Here is an 18,940-nt window from a genome sequence, read left to right as displayed (position 1 = left end):
GGCTGCCAGGCCCGCGCCGGCCGCCGCTGCCGGGCCCGGCGTGGTCGGTGCCGCCGGCGCGGTGGCCGGGGCGGACTGGGTCGCGGCCACCGCGCCCGGGGCCGCGGCGCGGCCGGTGACCGTGCCGGTGTTCACGGGCTGTGCCAGGGCACCGCTCGCCAGCCACGCCGCGCCGAGCGCCACCGCGTGCTTCGGGTGCGTGTCCACCGCTACCGGCCGGCCGAACTCCGAGCTCACCAGCTGGGAGACGATCGGCATCCGGGACGAGCCGCCGACCAGCAGGACGGAGTGCAGCACCTCCGGCGAACAACCGGCGGACCGGAGCGCGCGCGTCAGGGCCTCGACGGAGCCGTACAGCACCGGGCGGACCATGGCCTCCAGCTCGGAGCGGGTGAGCCGGACCTCGGTGACGATGGTCGGCAGCAGCACCGGGATCGACGTGTCGGTGTCCGACGACAGCGCCTCCTTGGCCTGGACGCATTCCTCGCGCAGCCGGGCGACCGCGGCGACCGCGGCGGGGTCGTCCTCGTCGAGCTCCTCCAGCTTGCCGCCGAGGGTCTCCCGGACATGATTGAACACGGCGGCGTCGAAGTCGATGCCGCCGAGGCGTTCGATGCCCTCCGGCTGCCCGAGGATGTCGAAGCCGATGTCGGCCTTGCGCAGCACCGCGGCGTCGAAGGTCCCGCCGCCCAGGTCGTACACGGCGACGATGGCGCCGGGCTCGATGCGCTGCTGCTGCGCGTAGCTGACCGCGGCCGCCTCCGGCTCGGTCGTGTAGGTGACCGGACCGCTGAGGTCGGCCATCCGCACGGCCTGGTGCATCAGGTCGGTCTTGTACGGGCCCCAGTTCGCCGGGTAGGACACGCAGATCGCCGACGGGGCGCCGCCCTCCCGGCTGACCACCTCGTCGACGACGGAGCGCAGCAGGCGGGACACGAGCGCCTCGGCCGACTGGGGCACGCCGCCGAGCAGGATCGGTGTGGTGTCGCCCATGCGGCGCTTGAACTCCCGGGCGACCCGGTGCGGTTCGGTCAGCCCGCGGCGGTTCGCGGCCTCGCCGGTCAGGAAGGTCTCGTCCTCGCGCAGCAGCACCACCGACGGGATGGCGGCGTTCCGGCTGCCGAGCGAGACGATCTCGGCGTGCCCGTTACGCCAGGTCGCCGCGGCGGTGAAGGTGGTGCCCAGATCTATGCCGAGTGCGTACATCGCGATTGCTCCATGGGTAGTGGTCGACGGAGGGAATGGGGGAGGGGCGGGGGGTTTCCCCGAGACGGACCGGCGCGAGGTGCTCCTAAGGTAGGGACATGGACTCCGCCCGCCCCCTCCGCGACGTGTTCGCCGACCTCACTGGCAACGGCGCCGCCGCCGGTGACCCGGAAGCGCTGCTGCGCGACCAGGGCCACCCCGGGCTGCCGGACCACCTCGTCGCCGAGGCGGTGGTCAGCTACGCGGAGACCGCACCGGCCGAGGTGGCCGAGCACCTGGCGCCGTACGTGACGGCGCACAGCGTGGTCGGTGCCGGCGAGCCGGCCGGCGACGAGCCGCCGGCCGGCTGGCTCGACCTGCTGGGCACGGCCCCGGCCGGTCCCGGCCTGGCCGACGAGCCGGCCGACATCGACTACCTCGCGCCGTCGCCCGACGAGCTCGACGACGCCACCGACCTCGGCCCGGACCCGGGTTTCGGCCTGGACTTCGGTACGGGCGCCGAGCTGGTGCCCGCGGTCGACGCCGGCGCCGGTCCGGAAGGCCCCGGCGCCGAGGACCTCGTCGGCGCCGGAGTGGAAGGCCCCGGTGGAGTCGAGGACATCCCGGCGGACCAGGGCGACCTCGGAGAGAGCGGGGACATGGCGGTCTGGGTGGCCGCCGAGGAGGCCGGCGAGCCGGCCACCGAGGACGAGCCGGGGCCGGACGGCGAGCCGCTGGGCTGAGAGCCGCCGGGCCGACCGGGGCGGGCGCCTCATCGCGACCGCCCCAGCACGGCGAGCATGCCCTCGCAGGACCGCACGGCCACCCGGGCGGCCACGGTCATCTCGTAGCTGGTCATGGGGTTCTCCGCGCGGCGCTGCCAGCGGGCCAGTGCCTGCTCGGCGGTGGCCGCCAGCTCGGTGTCCGCGGCGTCCGGGGGGAGCCGCAGCCGCTGGCTGGTCGAGCTGCCCGAACCGCCGATCAGCTGTTCCAGCTCGGCCACCACATCCGGCTTGCCGCTGATCCAGCCGGCCCGCAGGCTGGAGAGCACGCGCAGTTCGTTGAACGGGTGCGCCGAGGCCATGATCTCCTCCACGCCGGCGGCCACCGCCGCGCTGCCCGGCCGAGCGCAGCTACGGGTGATCTCGGCCAGGGCGAGCAGCGCCGACCGGCTCTTGAGCACGTCACGCCGCTCGAAGAACAGCGACTCGATGATCTCCCGCAGGTTGTTGAGCCCGCTGCGGTCGGCCAGCTCCCGGGACAGCTCGGTGGCGGTGCCGGCGACCTCCCGGCGCAGCAGCGTGCTGGCCAGCCGTACCCCGAAAACGCCGAACCGGGCCAGCAGCGCCTCGCGCTCGATGGAGGTGAGTCCCAGCTCGGGCATGGTCTGTGCGAACCGGTCGGCCGACAGCAGCAGCTCCTCGGCCTGCCGGACCGGCAGGTCGGCGACCCGCCGGAGCTGGCCGACCTCGACCTCGGTCAGCGTCACGGCGGTCTCGGCCAGCAGGCCGGCCACCGGTACGACGGACTGCACCAGCCGCCGGACGTTGGCGTCGGTGCCCAGCCGGGTGGCGATCCGGCGCGCCGAGGCCATCGAGTCGATCCGGCCGACGCCGATCTCGTCGGCGCGGGAGAGCACGCCGATCGCGTTCACCGGGCTCGGCCGGGACACCTCGGTGTCGTGGAACGCCCGCAGGAACTCGATGTCGTTGGCGTGCAGGTGCCGCAGCAGGTAGACGACCGCGTCGGCGGGCGTCTCCTCGTCGTCCGGGACGAGCAGGCCCCAGGTGTGCTGCGCGTTCTGCTCCGTCAGCGAGCCGATGCCCGGCGTGTCGATCAGGGTGACCGTGCGCAGCGCCCGGGCGGGCCAGGTCACCACGAGCTGGGCGACCTCCGCGGAGCTCAGCCCGCCGAGATCGATGTCGATGACGCCGTCGTCGCGGGTGAACCGGAGCTGGCGTGGCTCGCCCTGCTTCGGCACGGCCAGCACCTGATAGCTGTGCCCGTCCTGATACCAGGTCACCACGCGGGTGCACTCGCCCGCGTCGGTCGGCGCCAGCCGCTCCCCGACGAGGGCGTTGAGCAGAGTGGACTTGCCGGCCTTCACCCGCCCGGCGACGGCCACCCGCAGCGGCTCGTCGAGGCGGTCGCGCACGGCGGTGAGCCGGCGGTCGTGCTCGGAGCCCCGGTACACCGCGATGGCCTGGGTGAGGACGGTCCGGGTGCGGTCGATCAGGGTCATCCGGACACCGCCTGCGCGCGCTGCCGGAGCTGGCGCACCCGGACCAGTTCGGAGTCGACGTCCTTGAGCCGCTTGTCCCGATCGGACTGGGTTCGCTTCGCCGCCTCGGAGGCGCTGGCCAGCGCCTGCGCGTTGGACCGGTTGAGCTCCTCGGCGAGGCCGCTGTAGTGGTCGCGGAGCTGCCGCTGCACCCGGCGCAGCGTGTCGCGCGAGTCCTTGCTCGCCACGAAGCTGACCTCGTCGCAGTAGCGGCGGATCGCGTTGCGCGCCTCCGCCCGTCTCCGTTGGACCTGGCGTTTCTTCTCCTCGCGCAGGCCGCGATGCCCCATCACCAGGCCGATGCCGATGCCGATCGGGCCCAGCGAGACGCCGACCAGGCTGCCGAGGATGACGAACATGAGGGCCCCGCCGTACGCGTTCTTCAATGCGACCATCGCCTGCTTGGTCACCCGCATCTTCTTCAGGTCGATCTTGTGTTCGAAATCGGTGACGGCGGCCAGCGGGGCGGGGTTGTGCACCGTCGGCCGGCTCAGCAACGAGGTCGCGGCCTCGTGGAAGTGGTTGCCCACCCGCTCGCTCAGCTCGCTGGCCCGCTCGCTCAGCAGCTCGTAGTTGGCCAGCAGCTCGCTGGCCATCCGGGACTGGAGCCAGGGCTCCATCTCCGCCCAGGTGTCGGCCGGGTCGGTCGCCTCGATCGCGCCGTCCGCCTCGGCGATCACCACGCGGACCCGGGCCCGCAGGTCATGGTCGACGTCGGCGGTGAGGTCGGTGACCCCGTCGTTGAGGGTCTGGTTCCACTTCGCCGCCGTGGTCTTGAGGGCCTCGACGCGGGACTTCACCGCGGTCAGTTCCTGGACGACCCGCTTGGCGGCCTCGGGATCGGCCAGGGCCGCGCGTTCGGCCTGGAAATGGTCGTCGAGCTGGTCGCACAGGGCGACCACCTCCGCGACCGCCTCGGCCGCCAGCCGATCGACCGCGGAGCCGCCGATCTGGTCGGTGATGAACTTGACCAGGTGGGTGAAGCCCGACTCGGCGTTCAGGGCGGTGTCGTTGGCCTTGACCGCGCGGGAGCGCAGCGGCGACGACACCGACATCAGCGGCACCGGGCAGTGCGTGGCGAGGTGCTGCTCGTTGAGCTCCTGGATCCGGCGCCACGCCGGATAGAAGTCGGTCTTGGTGATGACGCAGGCCACCGTCGGGCACAGCCGGCGTGCCCGGCGCAGGAACTCGACCTCGCTGCGGGTGAGCTCCTGCGCGGCGCCGGTCACGAAGATCACCGCGTCGGCCATCGACACGGCGGCCAGGCTGGCGGCGGCGTGCGGCGAGCCCAGCCCGCCCACGCCCGGCGTGTCCACCAGGACCAGGCCGCCGGCGAGGATCTTCCGCGGGATCCGGACCTCCACACCGGTCAGCCGGGCGCCGTCGGCCCGGGCGTGCGGCTCGCCGCGCTCCACCACATACCGGCGTACGTCCGCCAGCGGGATGGTCTCGCGGCGCGGTGGCTCCGCCTCGAACAGCACGCTGGCCTCGGGCTGCGCGCCGTGCCGCACGTACGTCGGCACGGCCGTGGCCACGTCGTCGTCGACCGGGCAGACGGTCGCCCCGACCAGGGCGTTGACCAGGGAACTCTTACCCTGCTTGAACTCGCCCGCCACCACGATGTGCAGCACGGGGTCGGCCAGGGCGCGCCTGGCGGCCGTCAGCCTGGCGGCGGTGTCCGGCCGGTCGTACGCCGTACAGGCGCGCAGGCCCAGGTCCACCATGGCGACCGCCTTCGCGGCGACGCCGGGGGCAGTGGTGGGGACGGTGGCGGGGGCGGCGGCGGCCTCGGTCACGGATCCTCCCTTCTGGGCTCACACCGGCGGGTACCACGCACGGCAGCGGGCAGGTCCGGGCCGGGTGGCCCGCCCGGCCCGCGGCCGTGACCAGGGATCGCATGGCTAGCCGGCGACGATGGTGGTGTCGTCACCGCTGACGATGCTGTCGTCGTCCGAGGTGTTCGTGATATCCGTGTCGGTGACATTGGTGTCGTTGTCGCTGATGTTCGTGTCGTTGTCGTTGATCTCGGTGTCGTCGTCGGAGATGGTCGTCACGGTCGTGTCGTCGTCACTGATCGAGGTGTCATTGTCGTTGACGGTCGTGTCGTTGTCGTTCACGGTGGTGTCGTTGTCGCTGATGTTCGTGTCGTTGTCGTTGACGACAGTCGTGTCGTTGTCCTGGAAGCTGCCGCTGGCGTTGCCGCCGGCGGAGATCGCCGAACCGTCGCCGGCGCTGTTGTTCGAGGCGTTGGCGGCGTTCCCGCCACCGAAGGCGACCGCGCTGTCGGTGATCTCGGCGTCCGGCAGATTGGCCACGTCGCCGCCGCCGAAGTTGAACACCGACTCGTCCGCGTCGCCGCCGACCTGCGCGGTCTGGTTGCCGTCGCCGATGACCGCCTGGTTGGCGTCGCCGACGACCGCCTGGTTGCCGTCGCCGACGACCGCGTTGTCGACGTCGTCGGCCACGAAGTTGTCGTCGCCGATCACGGCGTTGTCGACGTCGTCGGCCACGACGCCGGTGTTGACGCCGGTGTTGACCGTGCCGGAGATGTCGTCGCCGGCCTGCACGGCACCGTCGCCGGTGTTCGCCTGACCGAAGTTGTCCCCGTCGAGCAGCAGCGCGTCCTCGCCGGTGTTCGCCAGGCCCGAGTTGTCCCCGTCGACGACCAGCGCGCCGTCGCCGCTGGCCACGTTCACGTCCTCGACGAGCTGGGAGTTGTCGCCGGTCACCGCGTTGACGTCGCCGTCGCCGGAGCTGGCCACCGAGCCGGCGCCGGTCGCCGCGTTCACGTCGCCGGAGCCGGCCACGGAGCCGTCGCCGGTCGCGGCGTTGACGTCGCCGTCGCCGGCGTTGGCCACCGAGCCGTCGCCGGAGGCGTTGACGTTGGTCGCGTCGATGTCGCCGAAGACGTTGCCGTCCACGTCCACGTCGAGGCTGTTGTCGGTGATGCTGGTGAATTCGAGGTCGAGGTTCTGGGTGATGAAGTCGTCGCCCTCGTACGTGGCGAAGGTGACGTAGTTGAGGTGCTGCACGACGTGCTCGACCGACTGCGTGCCGGTCGCCGCGGTCGACGCCGGCGGCACCACGCCGCCTGCTCCGCCGCCGGACCCGCTCGCCGCGCTGCCGCTCGAGCCGCCGCTCGAGCCACCGCTGGTGTAGCTCTCCAACGCGGTGCGCGCCTCGTCCGAGACACCCGGTCCCTCGGCGGCCTCGCTGACGACCGCGGGCACATCCACCGCGGACAGGTCGACGTCGGTCACGCCCTGGGCGGCCAGGGTCCCGGTCGGGTCCTCGGCGTACCGGCCGGCGAACTCCCGGTCCGTCAGCAGGTTGGACACGAAGTCCATCAGTACATCGGTAGCGTTCGTGGTCATGATTTTCTCCTCCTTGGCATGCGTCCCGCTTCTGCACCCGGACACGTCACCAGCGTGCTGCCGACCGGCACGTCCGGGCATCGGGGTGTCCCCCGTGGTGTAGGGGCACGACTAGGGGATCCGCTGCCCATCGTCCTCAGCGGGGCATCAGGGGGTGCTGTCGTGTCGCATATCCAACTCTGCCGAGGTGAGGGGTCAGTCGCCGAGCATCTCGCGCAGCATCGCCAGCAGCTCGGCGCGGGTGTTCGCGCCCAGCTTGCTGCGGATCCGGGCCACATGGTGCTCGACCGTCTTGGGCGAGATGTAGAGCTGGGCGCCGATCTCCCGGTGGGTGCTGCCGGCCAGCACCAACCGGGCCACGGTCACCTCGCGCTCGGACAGACCACCGGCCCGGTCGGACAGCCGGCCGGCCCGGTCCGCGGGCCCGCCGGCCCCGGCCTCCGCGCCGGTGGCGGCTCCGGACCCCGCGCTGGTGGCAGCGGCGCCGGCGGCGTCCGGCTCGGACAGCTCCCGGGCCCGTTCCAGCAACCGGCGGGCCGCCGTGGGATCACCGGTACGGATCGCCGCCTGCCCCGCCAGCCGGGATGCCTCCCACGGCAGCTGCGCGGCGTGCAGATCCTCGGTCGCCGCCAGCACCGCCTCGGGGGCCACGTCCCCGGCCAGCACCGCCGCCCATCGCGCCGCCGCCGTGCGCTGCGCGAGCGCCCGGGCCCCGCCGCCCACCACCGCGGCCAGCCGCCCGGCCACCTCGGCCGCGGCGTCCGCGTCATCGGTCACGATCGCCATGTGCAGCCGGATCCAACCGAGCGACACCGACCAGGTGGCCGGCCGGTCCAGCCGCGCGACGATCCCCTCCAGCAGGTCGAGCACCGAGGAGACCCGGCCGGGCTGGCGCAGCCGGGCGGCGGCCACCGCCAGCTCCTCGACCGCCTCCACCTGCCACAGGTCGGCCGTCCGGCGGGCCAGCAGCGGCTCGATACCGGACCAGGCGTCGCGGAGCCCGGCGATGTCACCCCGCCGCCGGGCGATGCCCGCCGCCAGCACGGCCCGCAGCAGCCGCTCGCGGCCCGGCGGCTCCGCACCTGCCGGGCGCCGCAGCTCGCGCAGGGCGGTGTCGTAGCGCCCGGTCCGCATCCGTACCCAGGCCAGCAGCAACCGGTGCCGCTCCTCGGCCACCGGGCCACCGACCCGGGCGGCGCACGCCCGGGCGAGCAGGTGCTCGGCGGACGCCACGTCACCCGCGGCGACCGCGACCACGGCGCCGACCGCGTGCGGGGTGTCCGGCAGGACGACCGCCGGCGCGCCGCGTTCCATCGCCTCGGCCGCCTCGATCAGCAGGGGCAGCGCGGCCGCGGGCTCGCCGGCCGCCAGCGCCCCTCCGCGAACCGCAGCAGCGCCGCCGGCGCCGGGTCACCGGCGGCCGCCCGCGCCTCCTTGGCCCGGCCGACGCCGATCAACGCGGGCACGGCGAGCACCGGCCCGGGCGCGACGGCGGCCAGCAGCAGCTCGGCCGCCCGCGCCGCCCAGCCCTGGTGGGCGGCGACCGCACCGGCGACCAGGGCGATCCGGTCGGCGTCTGCCGGCGCGTTTGCCGGGTGCCCGGTGGTGAAGTGGCCGGTGTCTGCTGGCGTGTCTGCTGGGTGCCTGGTGGTGAAGTGGCCGGTTTCTGCTGGGTGCCTGGTGGTGAACTGGTCGGTGTCTGCTGGCGTGTCTGCTGGGCGCTTGGTGGTGAAGTGGCCGATTTCTGCTGGGTGCCTGGTGGTGAACTGGTCGGCGTCTGCTGGCTTGTCTGCCGGGTGCCTGGTGGTGAACTGGTCGGCGTCTGCTGGCTTGTCTGCCGGGTGCCTGGTGGTGAACTGGCCGGCGTCGGCCGGCGTGCCCGCCGGGTGCCCGATGGCGATCCGGTCGGCGTCGGCCGCCGCGCCCGCTGGAAGCCCGGTGGCGAACTGGTCCACGTCGACCGCGAGCCCGAGCAGCGCGCCCGCCTCGGCCCGGCCCGCCGCCAGGGTGGCCGGGTGGCCGCCGGCGTCCGCGGCGTCGTCGAACCAGCTGACCGCGGCGGCCGGGTCGGAGAACCGCAGCCGCTCGCCCGCCGCCCGGTAGACGGCGGCTGCGGCCGGCGTGCCGGCCCTGGCCGCGCGCAGCTGGCCGGCCGCGGCGACGGGATCGGTCCCGGCGGCGATGAGCGAACCGGCGACCGCGTCGTGGATCCGCCGCCGCTCGACCGCGGGCAGCTCACCCAGCACCGCCGCCGCCACCGCCGGGATCATCCGCTCGCCGTCCGGGACGAGCAGGCCCTCGTCGCGCAGCGAACGCAGCGCCGGCGCCAGGCCGGCCAGCTCGATGCCGGCCGCGGCGGCGAGCACGTGGTCGGCCAGGTCGAGCCGCAGCGCGAGCACCCGCGCGGCCGCGACGACGGCGCGATCCAGCACGGCGAAGCGCCGCTGCACCCGGGCCAGGAGGGCCGGCGCCGGCGCGTCCGGCGGTGCGGTGGCCACCGCGGTGGCGACCGCGGCCAGCCCGGCCGATGCCTCGAAGACGGCGGCGGCGTCCTCCGGCGACACCGGCCGGCCGGTCACCGTGGCCACCAGCCGCGCCACCCCGTCGCGGTCGAGCGGGCCGAGCAGCTCCACCCCGCCCGCGGCGACGGCCTCGTCCAGCTCGGATAGCTCGGGCCGGTCGATCGTCGGCCGGCGGGAGATCACCATCGGTACGCCGTCCCGGGCGGCGGCGGCCAACTCCCGCAGCGCCGCCGGGTCGAGCCGATGGGCGTCGTCCACGATGACCAGCCGGTTCTCGGCCCGCGCGGCGGCCAGGCCCGCGGTCACGCCGGAGGAAGGCCCGGCGAGCCACCACACCGGCGCGGTGGCCGCCGCGGCGAGCTGGCGAAGCCGATGGGTACGCCCGGCACCGTCCACGCCGACCACTGCGGTCACGCTCAGCTACCGCTCTTCTGACGCGGCGCCGCAGGCGCCAGGTCGCCGGCGTGTCCCATGCCGGCGACACTACGCGCCAGGTCGCCGGGACAGCGACCACCCGACTCGATCGTGCATCGGGTCGCCGCCGGCCGCTGGCGTTCCCCGCGCAGCGGCGGTCGCGTCGAGCCGAGCGTCGCCTGGCGCGGCCGGACGTTCCTAGACGAGCGCCGCGGGCCGGGGATTGAGGCTGGGCATCGCTGTGTCTTCGAGGTCATCGGCATCCCGCTGGAGAACGTCATCGGTACATGCTCGGACTTGCTCGGCACCTCCTCTTGCACCTTCTCGGCACCTCCTCTTGCACCTTCTCGGCACCTCCTCTTGCACCTCCTCTTGCACCTTCTCGGCACCGAACAGGCGACGTGGACGCTGGCAGCGGTCGGTGAGCGACAGCTCGTCGGCGCCCACCGTGCGGGGTGAGCCATGCCGGTCACGAGACCCGGCTCGGTTACCCCGTAGCGGCGGCGCTGCCAGCTACCCGTACCTGCCAGACCGTCGACCACCCGCACCCGTCAGCCTGCGGCCCGCAGCTTCGGCGAACTGACGCCCGGTCCGCGCGGCCACGGAGGAATCCACCAGGAAGGCGCCGGCGCCGGCGAACGCCTGCGTGGGCGCGGCGTCGACCAGGAACGACAGATCTGGCATCCCCGCGGTTCCTGCCGACCGGATCACTGTCTGGTCGACGGTGACCGACCGCCGTCGCATCGAGTCCGGGGCGGTCATGTCCAGCAGGATGGCGTAGACGCTACGACACTGCGTCGAGGATGCCGGGTGGCACGGAGTTATCCACAGACCCCTCGTTCTGTCGTACGCCTGTTCTAAATTGGTCGGGTGCTGGAACTGATCTCTGAGACCCGCCGCGCGGCCGCCGCGTGCGCCGCAGCCCCCGCCTGGGCCGTCCCGGACGGCGAGTTGGTCGAGTGCCTGCAGCAGGCCTGGGCTGCGGTGCAGCAGCTCACCGCAGTGGTCGCGCATCTGATCGGGCAGGCGCAAGCGCAGGGTCTGCCGAAGGCCCACGCCGCGACCAGCACGGTGGTATGGCTACGCCGATACCTGCGGCTCAGCCCTGGCACGGCGGCGCGGTTGGTCACCCTCGCCGCAGCCCTGAATGGGCGGCCGGTTCTGGACACCGCCGTCTGCACCGGCACTGTCTCCGCCGAACAAGCCGCGGCCATCGCTGGCACGCTCGCAGACCTGCCGGCCGATATCGGCCGGGAGATCACCGACAAGGCCGAGGGCATGTTGGTCGACTGGGCTGACGATTTCGACTCGGTGACCTTGGGCCGGTTGGGTGGGCGGATCCTGGATCATGTCGCCCCCGAGGTCGCCGAGCAGCGTGAAGCCGATGTCCTGGCCCGCCAGGAAGCCCGAGCACACCACAAGCGCGGGTTCACCCTCAGCCCGCTGGGGAACGGTCAGGTCCGGCTCAGCGGCTACCTCGACACCAGCGGTGCTGCCACCGTCACCGCTGCCCTTGACCCGCTCTGCCACCCCCGGCATGACCCGGCGGAGGTGCGGACTCCGGCGCAACGGCGGGCGGACGCGTTGGTGGATGTGTGTACCGGTGCGCTGCGGGACGGGTCGGATCTGCCGGGTCAAGGCGGTGATCCGGCTCAGGTGGTGGTCACGGTCCCGTTCACCACACTGACCGACCAGTGCCGATCCGCCGACCAGCGCCGATCCGCCGACCAGCGCCGATCCGCCGACCAGCGCCGATCCGCCGACCAGCGCCGATCCGCCGGGGGGTCCCGGCCAGCCGGGCAGTCCCAGCCGGCCGAGCGATCCCGGCCAGGCGGGCAGTCCCAGACAGCCGGGCGGAGCCGGACGGCACGGCAGCGCGAGGCGACGCGTAGGTCTCCGGCCGACGGTGCGCCAGCGAACAGCGAGCCAGCCGCCACCAGTGTCGCCGCCGCCACCAGTGTCGCCGCCGCTGGCGGTCAGAACCGAGACCAGGCTCCTCAGACTGGCGCTAGCGCCGGCACCTGCGACCCTGCCGGCACCAACGCCGGCAGCGGGGTGGGCTGGCTGGACACCGGAGCCCCGATCAGCCCCGCCGAAGCCCGACGCTACGCCTGCGACGCCCGCATCCTGCCCGCCGTCCTCGGCGGCGACAGTCAAGTCCTCGACCTCGGCCGCACCCGACGATTGTTCACCGGCCCGCTCCGCCGGGCCCTGATCCTGCGCGACCGCGGTTGCGCCTTCCCAGGGTGCGATAGACCCGCCCGCTGGTCCGAAGGCCACCACCTGACAGCGTGGGCTGACGGCGGCACCACCGACCTCAGCAATGCCTGCCTCGTCTGCCGCCGACACCACCGGCTCCTGCACAACGGCAGCGGCTGGCAAGCCCGCCTTGGCCCCGACGGCCACCCCGAGTTCCTCCCACCGGCCACCATCGACCTCGAACGCCGACCCCAACGCAACACCTACCACCGCCGCCAATAGACGCATACCCACCGAGCCACACCGCAACGGCCCCGGGAGCACTCCGGGCACCGCGTCATGCTCCGAGAGAGGGCAGCCTTCGTCGTCCTGACAATCCGCGCCGCCGACAGTCGCAACCGAAGCGACAACCATGACCGAGCCGACCAGAACGCCCCAGCCGACCGGCAGAGGCTGATCGGATCGACCGTCAACGAAACCCGGCCCCCGATCAACACCTCATCAGCAGAGCTACCCGCGACCTCACCCGCCGACCGCACTGATCAGGACGGTCCCCACTGTCAGGACGACGACGCCGACACCGCTCACCCTTTCGAACTCCGGCCAGGGCAAGCGGGATGTCAACGTCGCGCCTGGCGGCTGTCGGTCTTGATCAGACCGCAGGTCCCTGGGTTCCCAGCCGCGGCATCGCCTGAGCGGCGCCCGGCCGACACGGTGGCGTCGTCACGCTCGACGGGCGGAAGGCGCGCTGCCGTCCGTCACCCACGACGGGCGCCCCGCGCGGTTGGCGCCCGTCACGCTCGACGGGCGCCAGCTGAGGCAACCTCGCTCAGTTCGTCGACAGCACCCACGACCAGGTGTACGTGCCGGCGCCGATCAGGTATTCCGGCAGGGTGTCCGGTCCGCAGGAGGCCGTGCCCAGGCCGCGGTGCACGGCGTCGATGTGGACCACGCAGCCGGCCCGCGGCACCAGTTCGTTGTGGTGCCGGGCCGCGTCGAGGTCCTCCGCGCGGTACCGGCCCACGCTGAACTGGCGACGGTCCGTGTCCACGTGCACGCCGATCCGCCCGGCCGGCCCGGTGAGCGTGAACCAGCGCACCCCGTGCCGGCCGCCGCTCTCCTGGGGCCGCACGTACGGCGTGAACATCGCGTCGACCATCGTGGCGTGCCGGTCGACCCGTGCGCCCGCGTGCCGGTCCGGGTAGCACTCCCACGGCCCGGGGCCGAACCACTCCACGTCGTCGAAGCCCGCCACCGTTTCGAAGACGGTTCCGATCCGGGGCAGGTCGGCGAACGTGGCCGGCACCCGGACGGTCTCCTCGATCAGCAACGCGCCGTCGAACGGGGTGATCACCTGTTCGTGGTCGATCGCTTCGCCGTACCGGGCCTGGACCGTGACCTGGTCGCCGTCGCGCTGGATGCCGATCAGCCGGCGCGGCGGGGCGGCCAGCACGGCCCACGCGTCGGCGATGCTGCCGCCTTCGTAGTCGGTCGCCGATCGCCAGCCGGAACGATCGTTGTCGGTCGGGGCGCGCCACAGGCTGAGCGTCGGCGGCCGGGTCAGCGACGGGTGGATCAGCAGGCCGTCTTCGTCGAGGCCGACCCGCACCCCGGCGCCACGGAGGTCCGCGCGGGTGGCCAGGTCGCGGGATTCCGCCCGCAGCCGCACCTGCGGGGCGCAGACCTCGGTGCCGGCTTCCGCCCAGTTCTGGTCGTGCGCCGTGTTGACCCGGAGGGTCAGCCAGACCTCGCCCTCGGGCAGCTTCGCGAGCAGATCGGCCGGCACCGGCATGGGGGCAGAACCGCCCGGCGGTACGTCCGGCAGCACCACGGGCACATCCTCGCCGGAGCCGGAGCCGGAGCCGGAGCCGGAGCCGGAGCCGGAGCCGGAGCCGGAGCCGGAGCCGGAGCCGGAGCCGGAGCCGGAGCCGGAGCCGGAGCCGGAGCCGGAGACAGAGCCGGAGACAGAGCCGGAGACAGAGCCGGAGACAGAGCCGGAGACAGAGCCGGAGACAGGGCCAGGGCCAGGGCCAGGGCCAGGGCCGCTGACCGACCACCGGGCGGTCAGCCAGTCCAGGCCCCGGAAGTGCTGTCGATTGTGGATGGTGAACACCCCGTCGGCGTGCTCGAGGCGCACCGGGGCGGCGAGTTCGCGGTGCTCGTACATCGCCGGTTTCGGGGTGCGGTCCGGGAACACCAGGCCGTCGGCGCAGAAGGTGCCGTCGTTCGGTTCGTCGCCGAAGTCGCCGCCGTAGGCCCATCGGTAGCCGGGCGCGGCCACCCCGGCCGACCAGCCGGGCTCGCCGGCGTCCGGATCGACGCGCTGCAGCAGGCCGTGGTCCCAGAACTCCCAGATGAAGCCGCCCTGCAGGCCCGGGGTGCTCTCGATGGCCGCCCAGTGCTCGGCGAGGGTGCCGTTGCTGTTGCCCATCGCGTGCGAATACTCGCACATGATCAGCGGCCGGGTCTGCCGCCCGGAGCGGGCGTGCGCCACGATCCGGTCCAGCGACGGGTACATCGGGCAGAGGACGTCGCTGGCCGCTTGGCCGGCCTCCCAGTCGTCCTTGATGGCGCCCTCGTACTGGATGGGCCGGGTCGGGTCGTAGCGGCGCAGCCAGCCCGCCGCCGCGTCGTGGTTGGGGCCGTAGTCGCTCTCGTTGCCCAGCGACCAGATGATGACGCTGGGATGGTTGGCGTCCCGGCGCACCATGCGCGACACCCGGTCGAGGAAGGCCGAGGTGTACCGCGGGTCGTTGGCGATCTCGGTGCCGTAGGCGTGGCACTCGATGTTCGCCTCGTCGACCACGTACAGCCCGAGTTCGTCGGCGAGGTCGAGCAGCGCCGGGTCGTTCGGGTAGTGCGAGGTGCGGACCGCGTTGAATCCGAAGCGTTTCATCGTGACCAGGTCGGCGCGCAGGTCCGCGGCGGACAGCACCCGCCCGGTCAGCGGGTGGAAGTCGTGCCGGTTGACCCCGCGGATGAACACCCGGGCGCCGTTGCACAGCAGGTCGGCGCCGGCGATCTCGATGCGCCGGAAGCCGATCCGCAGCCGGGTCTCCTCGGCGACCTGACCGTCCGGGTGCCACAGGCGCACCGTCAGGTCGTACAGGTGCGGGGTTTCGGCCGTCCACGGCCGCACGTCCGGCACGACGCCGGCCAACCGGGAGTGCCCGGCCCAGGTGGAGACGCGGTCGGTCGCGATCTGGTGGGCCACGAACTCCGCGTCGGGCGCGAGCTCGAGATCCCCGAGCCGGGCGGTCGCCCGCCAGCCGTCGGGCAGCGCGCCGTCCGCGGATGCCACGTGTACGTCCACCGACAGCTCGCCGGTGACGTCGGCGCGGACCTTGACGTCGGCGAGGTGCAGCCGCGGTGTCGCGTACAGGAAGACGGACCGGGTGATGCCCGCGTGCCACCACTGGTCCTGGTCCTCGACGTAGGTCGCGTCGGACCACTTGACCACGGTGAGCCGCAGCCTCGCCCGCTCGCCGGCCCGGAGCACGCCGGTGAGGTCGAACTCGCCGGCCAGGTGGGAGTCCTTGCCCCCGCCCACGTCGACGCCGTCCACGTTGACCAGCAGCACGCTCTCGGCCGCGCCCACGTGCAGCACGATCCGCCGGCCGGCCCACTCGGCCGGCACGTCGACGTCGCGCTCGTAGACGCCCGTCGGGTTCGCCGCCGGCAGGTGCGGCGGCGGCTCCGGCCAGGGCATCTGGACGTTGGTGTACTGCGGGCGGTCCTGGACTTCGCGCAGCCCGCCGACGTCCTGCAGGGTCCAGCAGCCCGGCACCTCGATGGCGTCCCACCGGTCGGCGGGCGCCGCCTCGGGGTCGCCGAGGAGCTGGAACCGCCAGGTGCCGTCCAGGTCGAGCCGGTCGGCGTGGGTCAGGGCGTGCATCGGCAGCCGGCCCCACCCGGTGACCTCCGGGTTGCGCCAGATCGGAATCGTCATGAGCGCCGCAGCCGCAGGGTGAGCACCTCGAACGGATGCAGGTCCAGCGCCACGGATCCGTCGGCGTCGAGCGCCAGGTGGACGCCGGCGAGCGGGCGTTCGAGCAGGTCGACCACCTCGACGTCGGCGAGCGGGAACGAGGTGCGCAACCGGGCCCGGGCCCGGCCGCCGAGTGACTCGTACGCCCGGACGATCACGTCGCCGGAACGATCATCAGCTAGCTTCACGGCCTCGACGGTAGCGCCCTCGACGTCGACCAGCGACCGGGCCTCGCCCGCGCCGCCGCCGGGACGGACCCGCAACGGCAGGTTCAGCGCGTAGCCCTCCGCGACGGCGTCGGCGATGTCCGCGCCGGGGACGATTGCGTACGTCATCCGGTGGGTGCCCTGGTCGGCGTGCGGGTCGGGGGAGCGGGGCGCCCGCAGCAGGCTCAGCCGCACAGTGGTGACCCCGCCCTCGCGGCTCACGTCGTGCCCGTAGGTCGCGTCGTTGATCAGCGCCACCCCGTAGCCGTGCTCGGCCGCGTGCACCCAGCGGTGGCAGTAGACCTCGAAGCGGGCGGCCTCCCAGCTCGTGTTGGTGTGGGTGGGCCGGAAGACGTGCCCGAACTGGATCTCGGCCGCGGTGCGCTCGGCGTGCACGTCGAGCGGGAACGTCGCCTTGAGCAGCTTCTCGGTCTCGTGCCAGTCGACCTCGGTCTCGATGTCGATGCGCCGGCTGCCCGCTCGTACCCGGATGGTCTGCACGATGCGGGAGTCGCCGAACGCCCGCTCGACCCGGATCGCGCCGCTCAGCGGCGCCTGCTCGACCAGCGTGACCGACTCGGCCCGGGTGAGGTCGACGTACTGGTGCCGGTAGTGCCGGTCGATGTCCCAGGCGTCCCACTCGTTCGGCAGGTCAGCGTGCAGGCGCAGCAGGTTGCCCCGGGCGCCCGGCGCCAGCACCTCGCGGCCGGCGGTGAGGTCCCGGATCGAGCTGATCAGCCCGTCGTCGTCGAACTCCACCCGGACCAGGCCGTTGTCCAGGCTGCGCTCGGTGGCCAGGACCTCGCTGCCGGCCGGCGGCGCGGTCAGCCGCAGCGGCCCGGCGGACGACGGATCGGCCTGGATGAGCATGCCGTCGAAGACCTCCGTGCGTGCCACCGGGCTGGTGTTGAACACCCACGGCGTGTCGCCGGAGCCGGCCAGCGCCGCGGCCGCCTCGTCGATGACGGCTTCGAGCTCGCCGGCCACCCGCGCGTAGGTGGCCTCGGCCTCGCGGTGCACCCAGGCGATCGAGCTGCCCGGCAGGATGTCGTGGAACTGGTGCAGCAGCACGGTCTTCCACAGCCGGTCGAGCCGTTCGTACGGGTAGTCGAACCCGGCGCCGAGGGCCGCCGCCGTGCAGACGAGCTCGGCCTCGCGCAGCAGGTGTTCGCTGCGCCGGTTGCCCGACTTGGTGCGGGCCTGGGTGGTGAAGGTGCCCCGGTGCAGTTCGAGGTAGAGCTCGCCCGACCAGACCGGCGCGTTCGGGTATTCGGCGCGGGCGGCCGCGAAGAAGGCGTCGGGCGTCTCGATCGTGACCCGGGGCGAACCTTCCAGGTCCCGCAGCCGCCGGGCGCGTTCGAGCATGTCGCGGGTGGGTCCGCCGCCGCCGTCGCCGAACCCGAACGGCAGCAGCGACCGGGTGCCGCCGCCCTTGTCGGAGTAGTTGCGCACGGCGTGGGCGAGCTCGGCGCCGGTGAACTCCCCGTTGTAGGTGTCGGCGGGCGGGAAGTGCGTGAAGATCCGGCTGCCGTCGATGCCCTCCCACCAGAAGGTGTGGTGCGGGAACTTGTTGGTCTGGTTCCAGGAGATCTTCTGGGTGAGGAACCACTCCATCCCGGCGAGCCGGGCGAGCTGCGGGTAGGCGGCGGTGTAGCCGAACGAGTCGGGCAGCCACACGCCGCGGCAGTCGACGCCGAACTCGTCCAGGAAGAACCGCTTGCCGTGCACGAGCTGGCGGGCGAGCGCCTCCCCGCCGGGCAGGTTGCCGTCGGCCTCGACCCACATGCCGCCGACCGGCTGCCACTGGCCCGCCTTCACGGCGGCGTGGATGCGCCCGAACACCTCGGGGCTGTGCTCCTTGACCCAGGCGTACTGCTGGGCCTGCGAGCACGCGAAGATGAACTCGGGATAGTCCTCGGCGAGCGCGGTGACGTTGGCGAAGGTGCGGGCCGTCTTGCGGACGGTCTCGCGCAGCGGCCACAGCCAGGCGCTGTCGATGTGGGCGTGCCCGACGGCGCTGATGGTGTGCGCGCTGGCGTGCGCCGGCCGGGACAGCACCTCGACGAGTTGCTCGCGGGCGGCCTCGGCGGTGCCGGAGACGTCGTCGAGGCTGAGGGCGTCGAGCGCGCGTTCCAGGGCGCGCAGGATCTCGTGCCGGCGCGGGTCGGTCTCGGCCAGCTCCAGCATCAGCTCGCGCAGCACCTCCAGGTCGTGGTGCAGGTGCCAGACGTTCTCGTCCAGCACCGCGAGGTCGGCCCGGGCCAGCTTGTACAGCGGGGCGTCGCCGGCGGTCGACAGGTCGCCGAGCGGGGTGGGCACGAACCCGTCGTGCAGGATGTCCGGGTTGGCGGCCGCCTCGATCAGCAGCTCGACCGGGCCCTGGTGGGTGATCGGGAGGTGCTGGTTGCGCGGCGCGATGCCCTTGATCGGGTGCCCGTCGACGTCGTAGACGAGTCCCTCGGCCTGCCCGCCCGGCCAGTCGCTGACCCAGCCCAGGTCGAAGACGGCCTCCACCCGCCGCCCGGCCCAGTGCGCCGGGACCACGCCGGTGGCCCGGAACCAGCACGTGCCCCACGGCCGGCCCCACTGCTGCCCGACGCTGAACGGCTCGTACTCCGCGCCCAGCGCCTCGGCCACCGGTACCGGCTCGCCGGGCACCTGCCACACGGTCAGGTCGAGCGGGATGCTTTCGGCGTGGATGGCCGGCAGCACGCGCTGCTTGAGCACCCGGTCCAGGCGCTGCTCGACCAGCCGACGATCATCATGCATGT

At 73.3% G+C, this 18,940-nt stretch carries 11 protein-coding genes; 2 read left to right on the top strand and 9 right to left on the bottom strand.

The window, feature by feature from the left end; translation table 11 throughout:
- Positions 1-1,206, bottom strand: a 1,206-nt coding sequence (locus DMB66_RS24380) for an Hsp70 family protein (RefSeq protein ID WP_148112762.1), incomplete at its 3' end; no start/stop codon positions are given.
- 98 nt (positions 1,207-1,304) lie between these two features.
- Here DMB66_RS24380 and DMB66_RS24375 point away from each other — a divergent pair.
- The gene (locus DMB66_RS24375; protein ID WP_125806434.1) at positions 1,305-1,928 is read left to right on the top strand and encodes a hypothetical protein; all 624 of its coding nucleotides are present in this window, start codon (positions 1,305-1,307) and stop codon (positions 1,926-1,928) included.
- Positions 1,929-1,957: 29 nt separating this feature from the next.
- Here the strand turns inward: DMB66_RS24375 and DMB66_RS24370 are convergent, their stop codons facing one another.
- The 6 genes from DMB66_RS24370 to DMB66_RS24340 all read right to left on the bottom strand — a co-directional run bounded on the left by DMB66_RS24370 (position 1,958) and on the right by DMB66_RS24340 (position 10,538).
- On the bottom strand, positions 1,958-3,427 hold the full coding sequence (locus DMB66_RS24370) for a dynamin family protein (protein ID WP_125806433.1): 1,470 nt from the start codon (positions 3,425-3,427) through the stop codon (positions 1,958-1,960).
- Positions 3,424-5,190, bottom strand: coding sequence for a dynamin family protein (locus DMB66_RS24365; RefSeq protein WP_125806447.1), 1,767 nt, complete (start codon positions 5,188-5,190; stop codon positions 3,424-3,426). Before DMB66_RS24365 ends, DMB66_RS24370 begins: the two co-directional genes overlap by 4 nt.
- A gap of 177 nt (positions 5,191-5,367) precedes the next feature.
- A complete protein-coding gene (locus DMB66_RS24360; protein WP_125806432.1) occupies positions 5,368-6,840 on the bottom strand; it encodes a hypothetical protein in 1,473 nt (490 codons plus the stop codon).
- A 195-nt stretch (positions 6,841-7,035) separates the two neighbouring features.
- Complete coding sequence (locus tag DMB66_RS24355; protein WP_125806431.1) at positions 7,036-8,154, bottom strand: helix-turn-helix transcriptional regulator; 1,119 nt, start codon at positions 8,152-8,154, stop codon at positions 7,036-7,038.
- 17 nt (positions 8,155-8,171) lie between these two features.
- Positions 8,172-9,776 (bottom strand): hypothetical protein, encoded by a 1,605-nt coding sequence (locus tag DMB66_RS24345; protein WP_125806429.1) that lies wholly within the window; start codon positions 9,774-9,776, stop codon positions 8,172-8,174.
- Positions 9,777-10,289: 513 nt separating this feature from the next.
- Positions 10,290-10,538, bottom strand: a complete 249-nt coding sequence (locus DMB66_RS24340; RefSeq protein WP_125806428.1) for a hypothetical protein — start codon at positions 10,536-10,538, stop codon at positions 10,290-10,292.
- Between the two features lie 108 nt (positions 10,539-10,646).
- On the opposite strand from DMB66_RS24340, the gene DMB66_RS63995 reads away from it, so the two are divergent.
- On the top strand, positions 10,647-12,257 hold the full coding sequence (locus tag DMB66_RS63995) for an HNH endonuclease signature motif containing protein (protein WP_233624807.1): 1,611 nt from the start codon (positions 10,647-10,649) through the stop codon (positions 12,255-12,257).
- Positions 12,258-12,804: 547 nt separating this feature from the next.
- Here DMB66_RS63995 and DMB66_RS24330 read toward each other — a convergent pair.
- Positions 12,805-15,924: a glycoside hydrolase family 2 TIM barrel-domain containing protein gene (locus DMB66_RS24330; protein WP_125806427.1), complete on the bottom strand. Its 3,120-nt coding sequence runs from the start codon at positions 15,922-15,924 to the stop codon at positions 12,805-12,807.
- Positions 15,921-18,938 carry a glycoside hydrolase family 38 C-terminal domain-containing protein gene (locus tag DMB66_RS24325; protein WP_125806426.1) on the bottom strand — a complete coding sequence of 1,006 codons (3,018 nt, stop codon included), beginning with the start codon at positions 18,936-18,938 and terminating at the stop codon, positions 15,921-15,923. Before DMB66_RS24325 ends, DMB66_RS24330 begins: the two co-directional genes overlap by 4 nt.
- Between the last annotated feature and the right edge of the window lie 2 nt (positions 18,939-18,940).

Source organism: Actinoplanes sp. ATCC 53533 (assembly GCF_003947245.1).
The sequence above is the reverse complement of the archived record's forward strand: the minus strand, read 5'-3'. Positions and strand labels throughout refer to the sequence as shown.

Excerpts from the sequence above, each read along its gene's own strand:
- DMB66_RS24375 (WP_125806434.1), top strand. The coding sequence starts at position 1,305 with ATGGACTCCGCCCGCCCCCTCCGCGACGTGTTCGCCGACCTCACTGGC.
- DMB66_RS24370 (WP_125806433.1), bottom strand. The coding sequence starts at position 3,427 with ATGACCCTGATCGACCGCACCCGGACCGTCCTCACCCAGGCCATCGCG.
- DMB66_RS24365 (WP_125806447.1), bottom strand. The coding sequence starts at position 5,190 with ATGGTGGACCTGGGCCTGCGCGCCTGTACGGCGTACGACCGGCCGGAC.
- DMB66_RS24360 (WP_125806432.1), bottom strand. The coding sequence starts at position 6,840 with ATGACCACGAACGCTACCGATGTACTGATGGACTTCGTGTCCAACCTG.
- DMB66_RS24355 (WP_125806431.1), bottom strand. The coding sequence starts at position 8,154 with ATGGAACGCGGCGCGCCGGCGGTCGTCCTGCCGGACACCCCGCACGCG.
- DMB66_RS24340 (WP_125806428.1), bottom strand. The coding sequence starts at position 10,538 with ATGACCGCCCCGGACTCGATGCGACGGCGGTCGGTCACCGTCGACCAG.
- DMB66_RS24330 (WP_125806427.1), bottom strand. The coding sequence starts at position 15,924 with ATGACGATTCCGATCTGGCGCAACCCGGAGGTCACCGGGTGGGGCCGG.
- DMB66_RS24325 (WP_125806426.1), bottom strand. The coding sequence starts at position 18,938 with ATGCATGATGATCGTCGGCTGGTCGAGCAGCGCCTGGACCGGGTGCTC.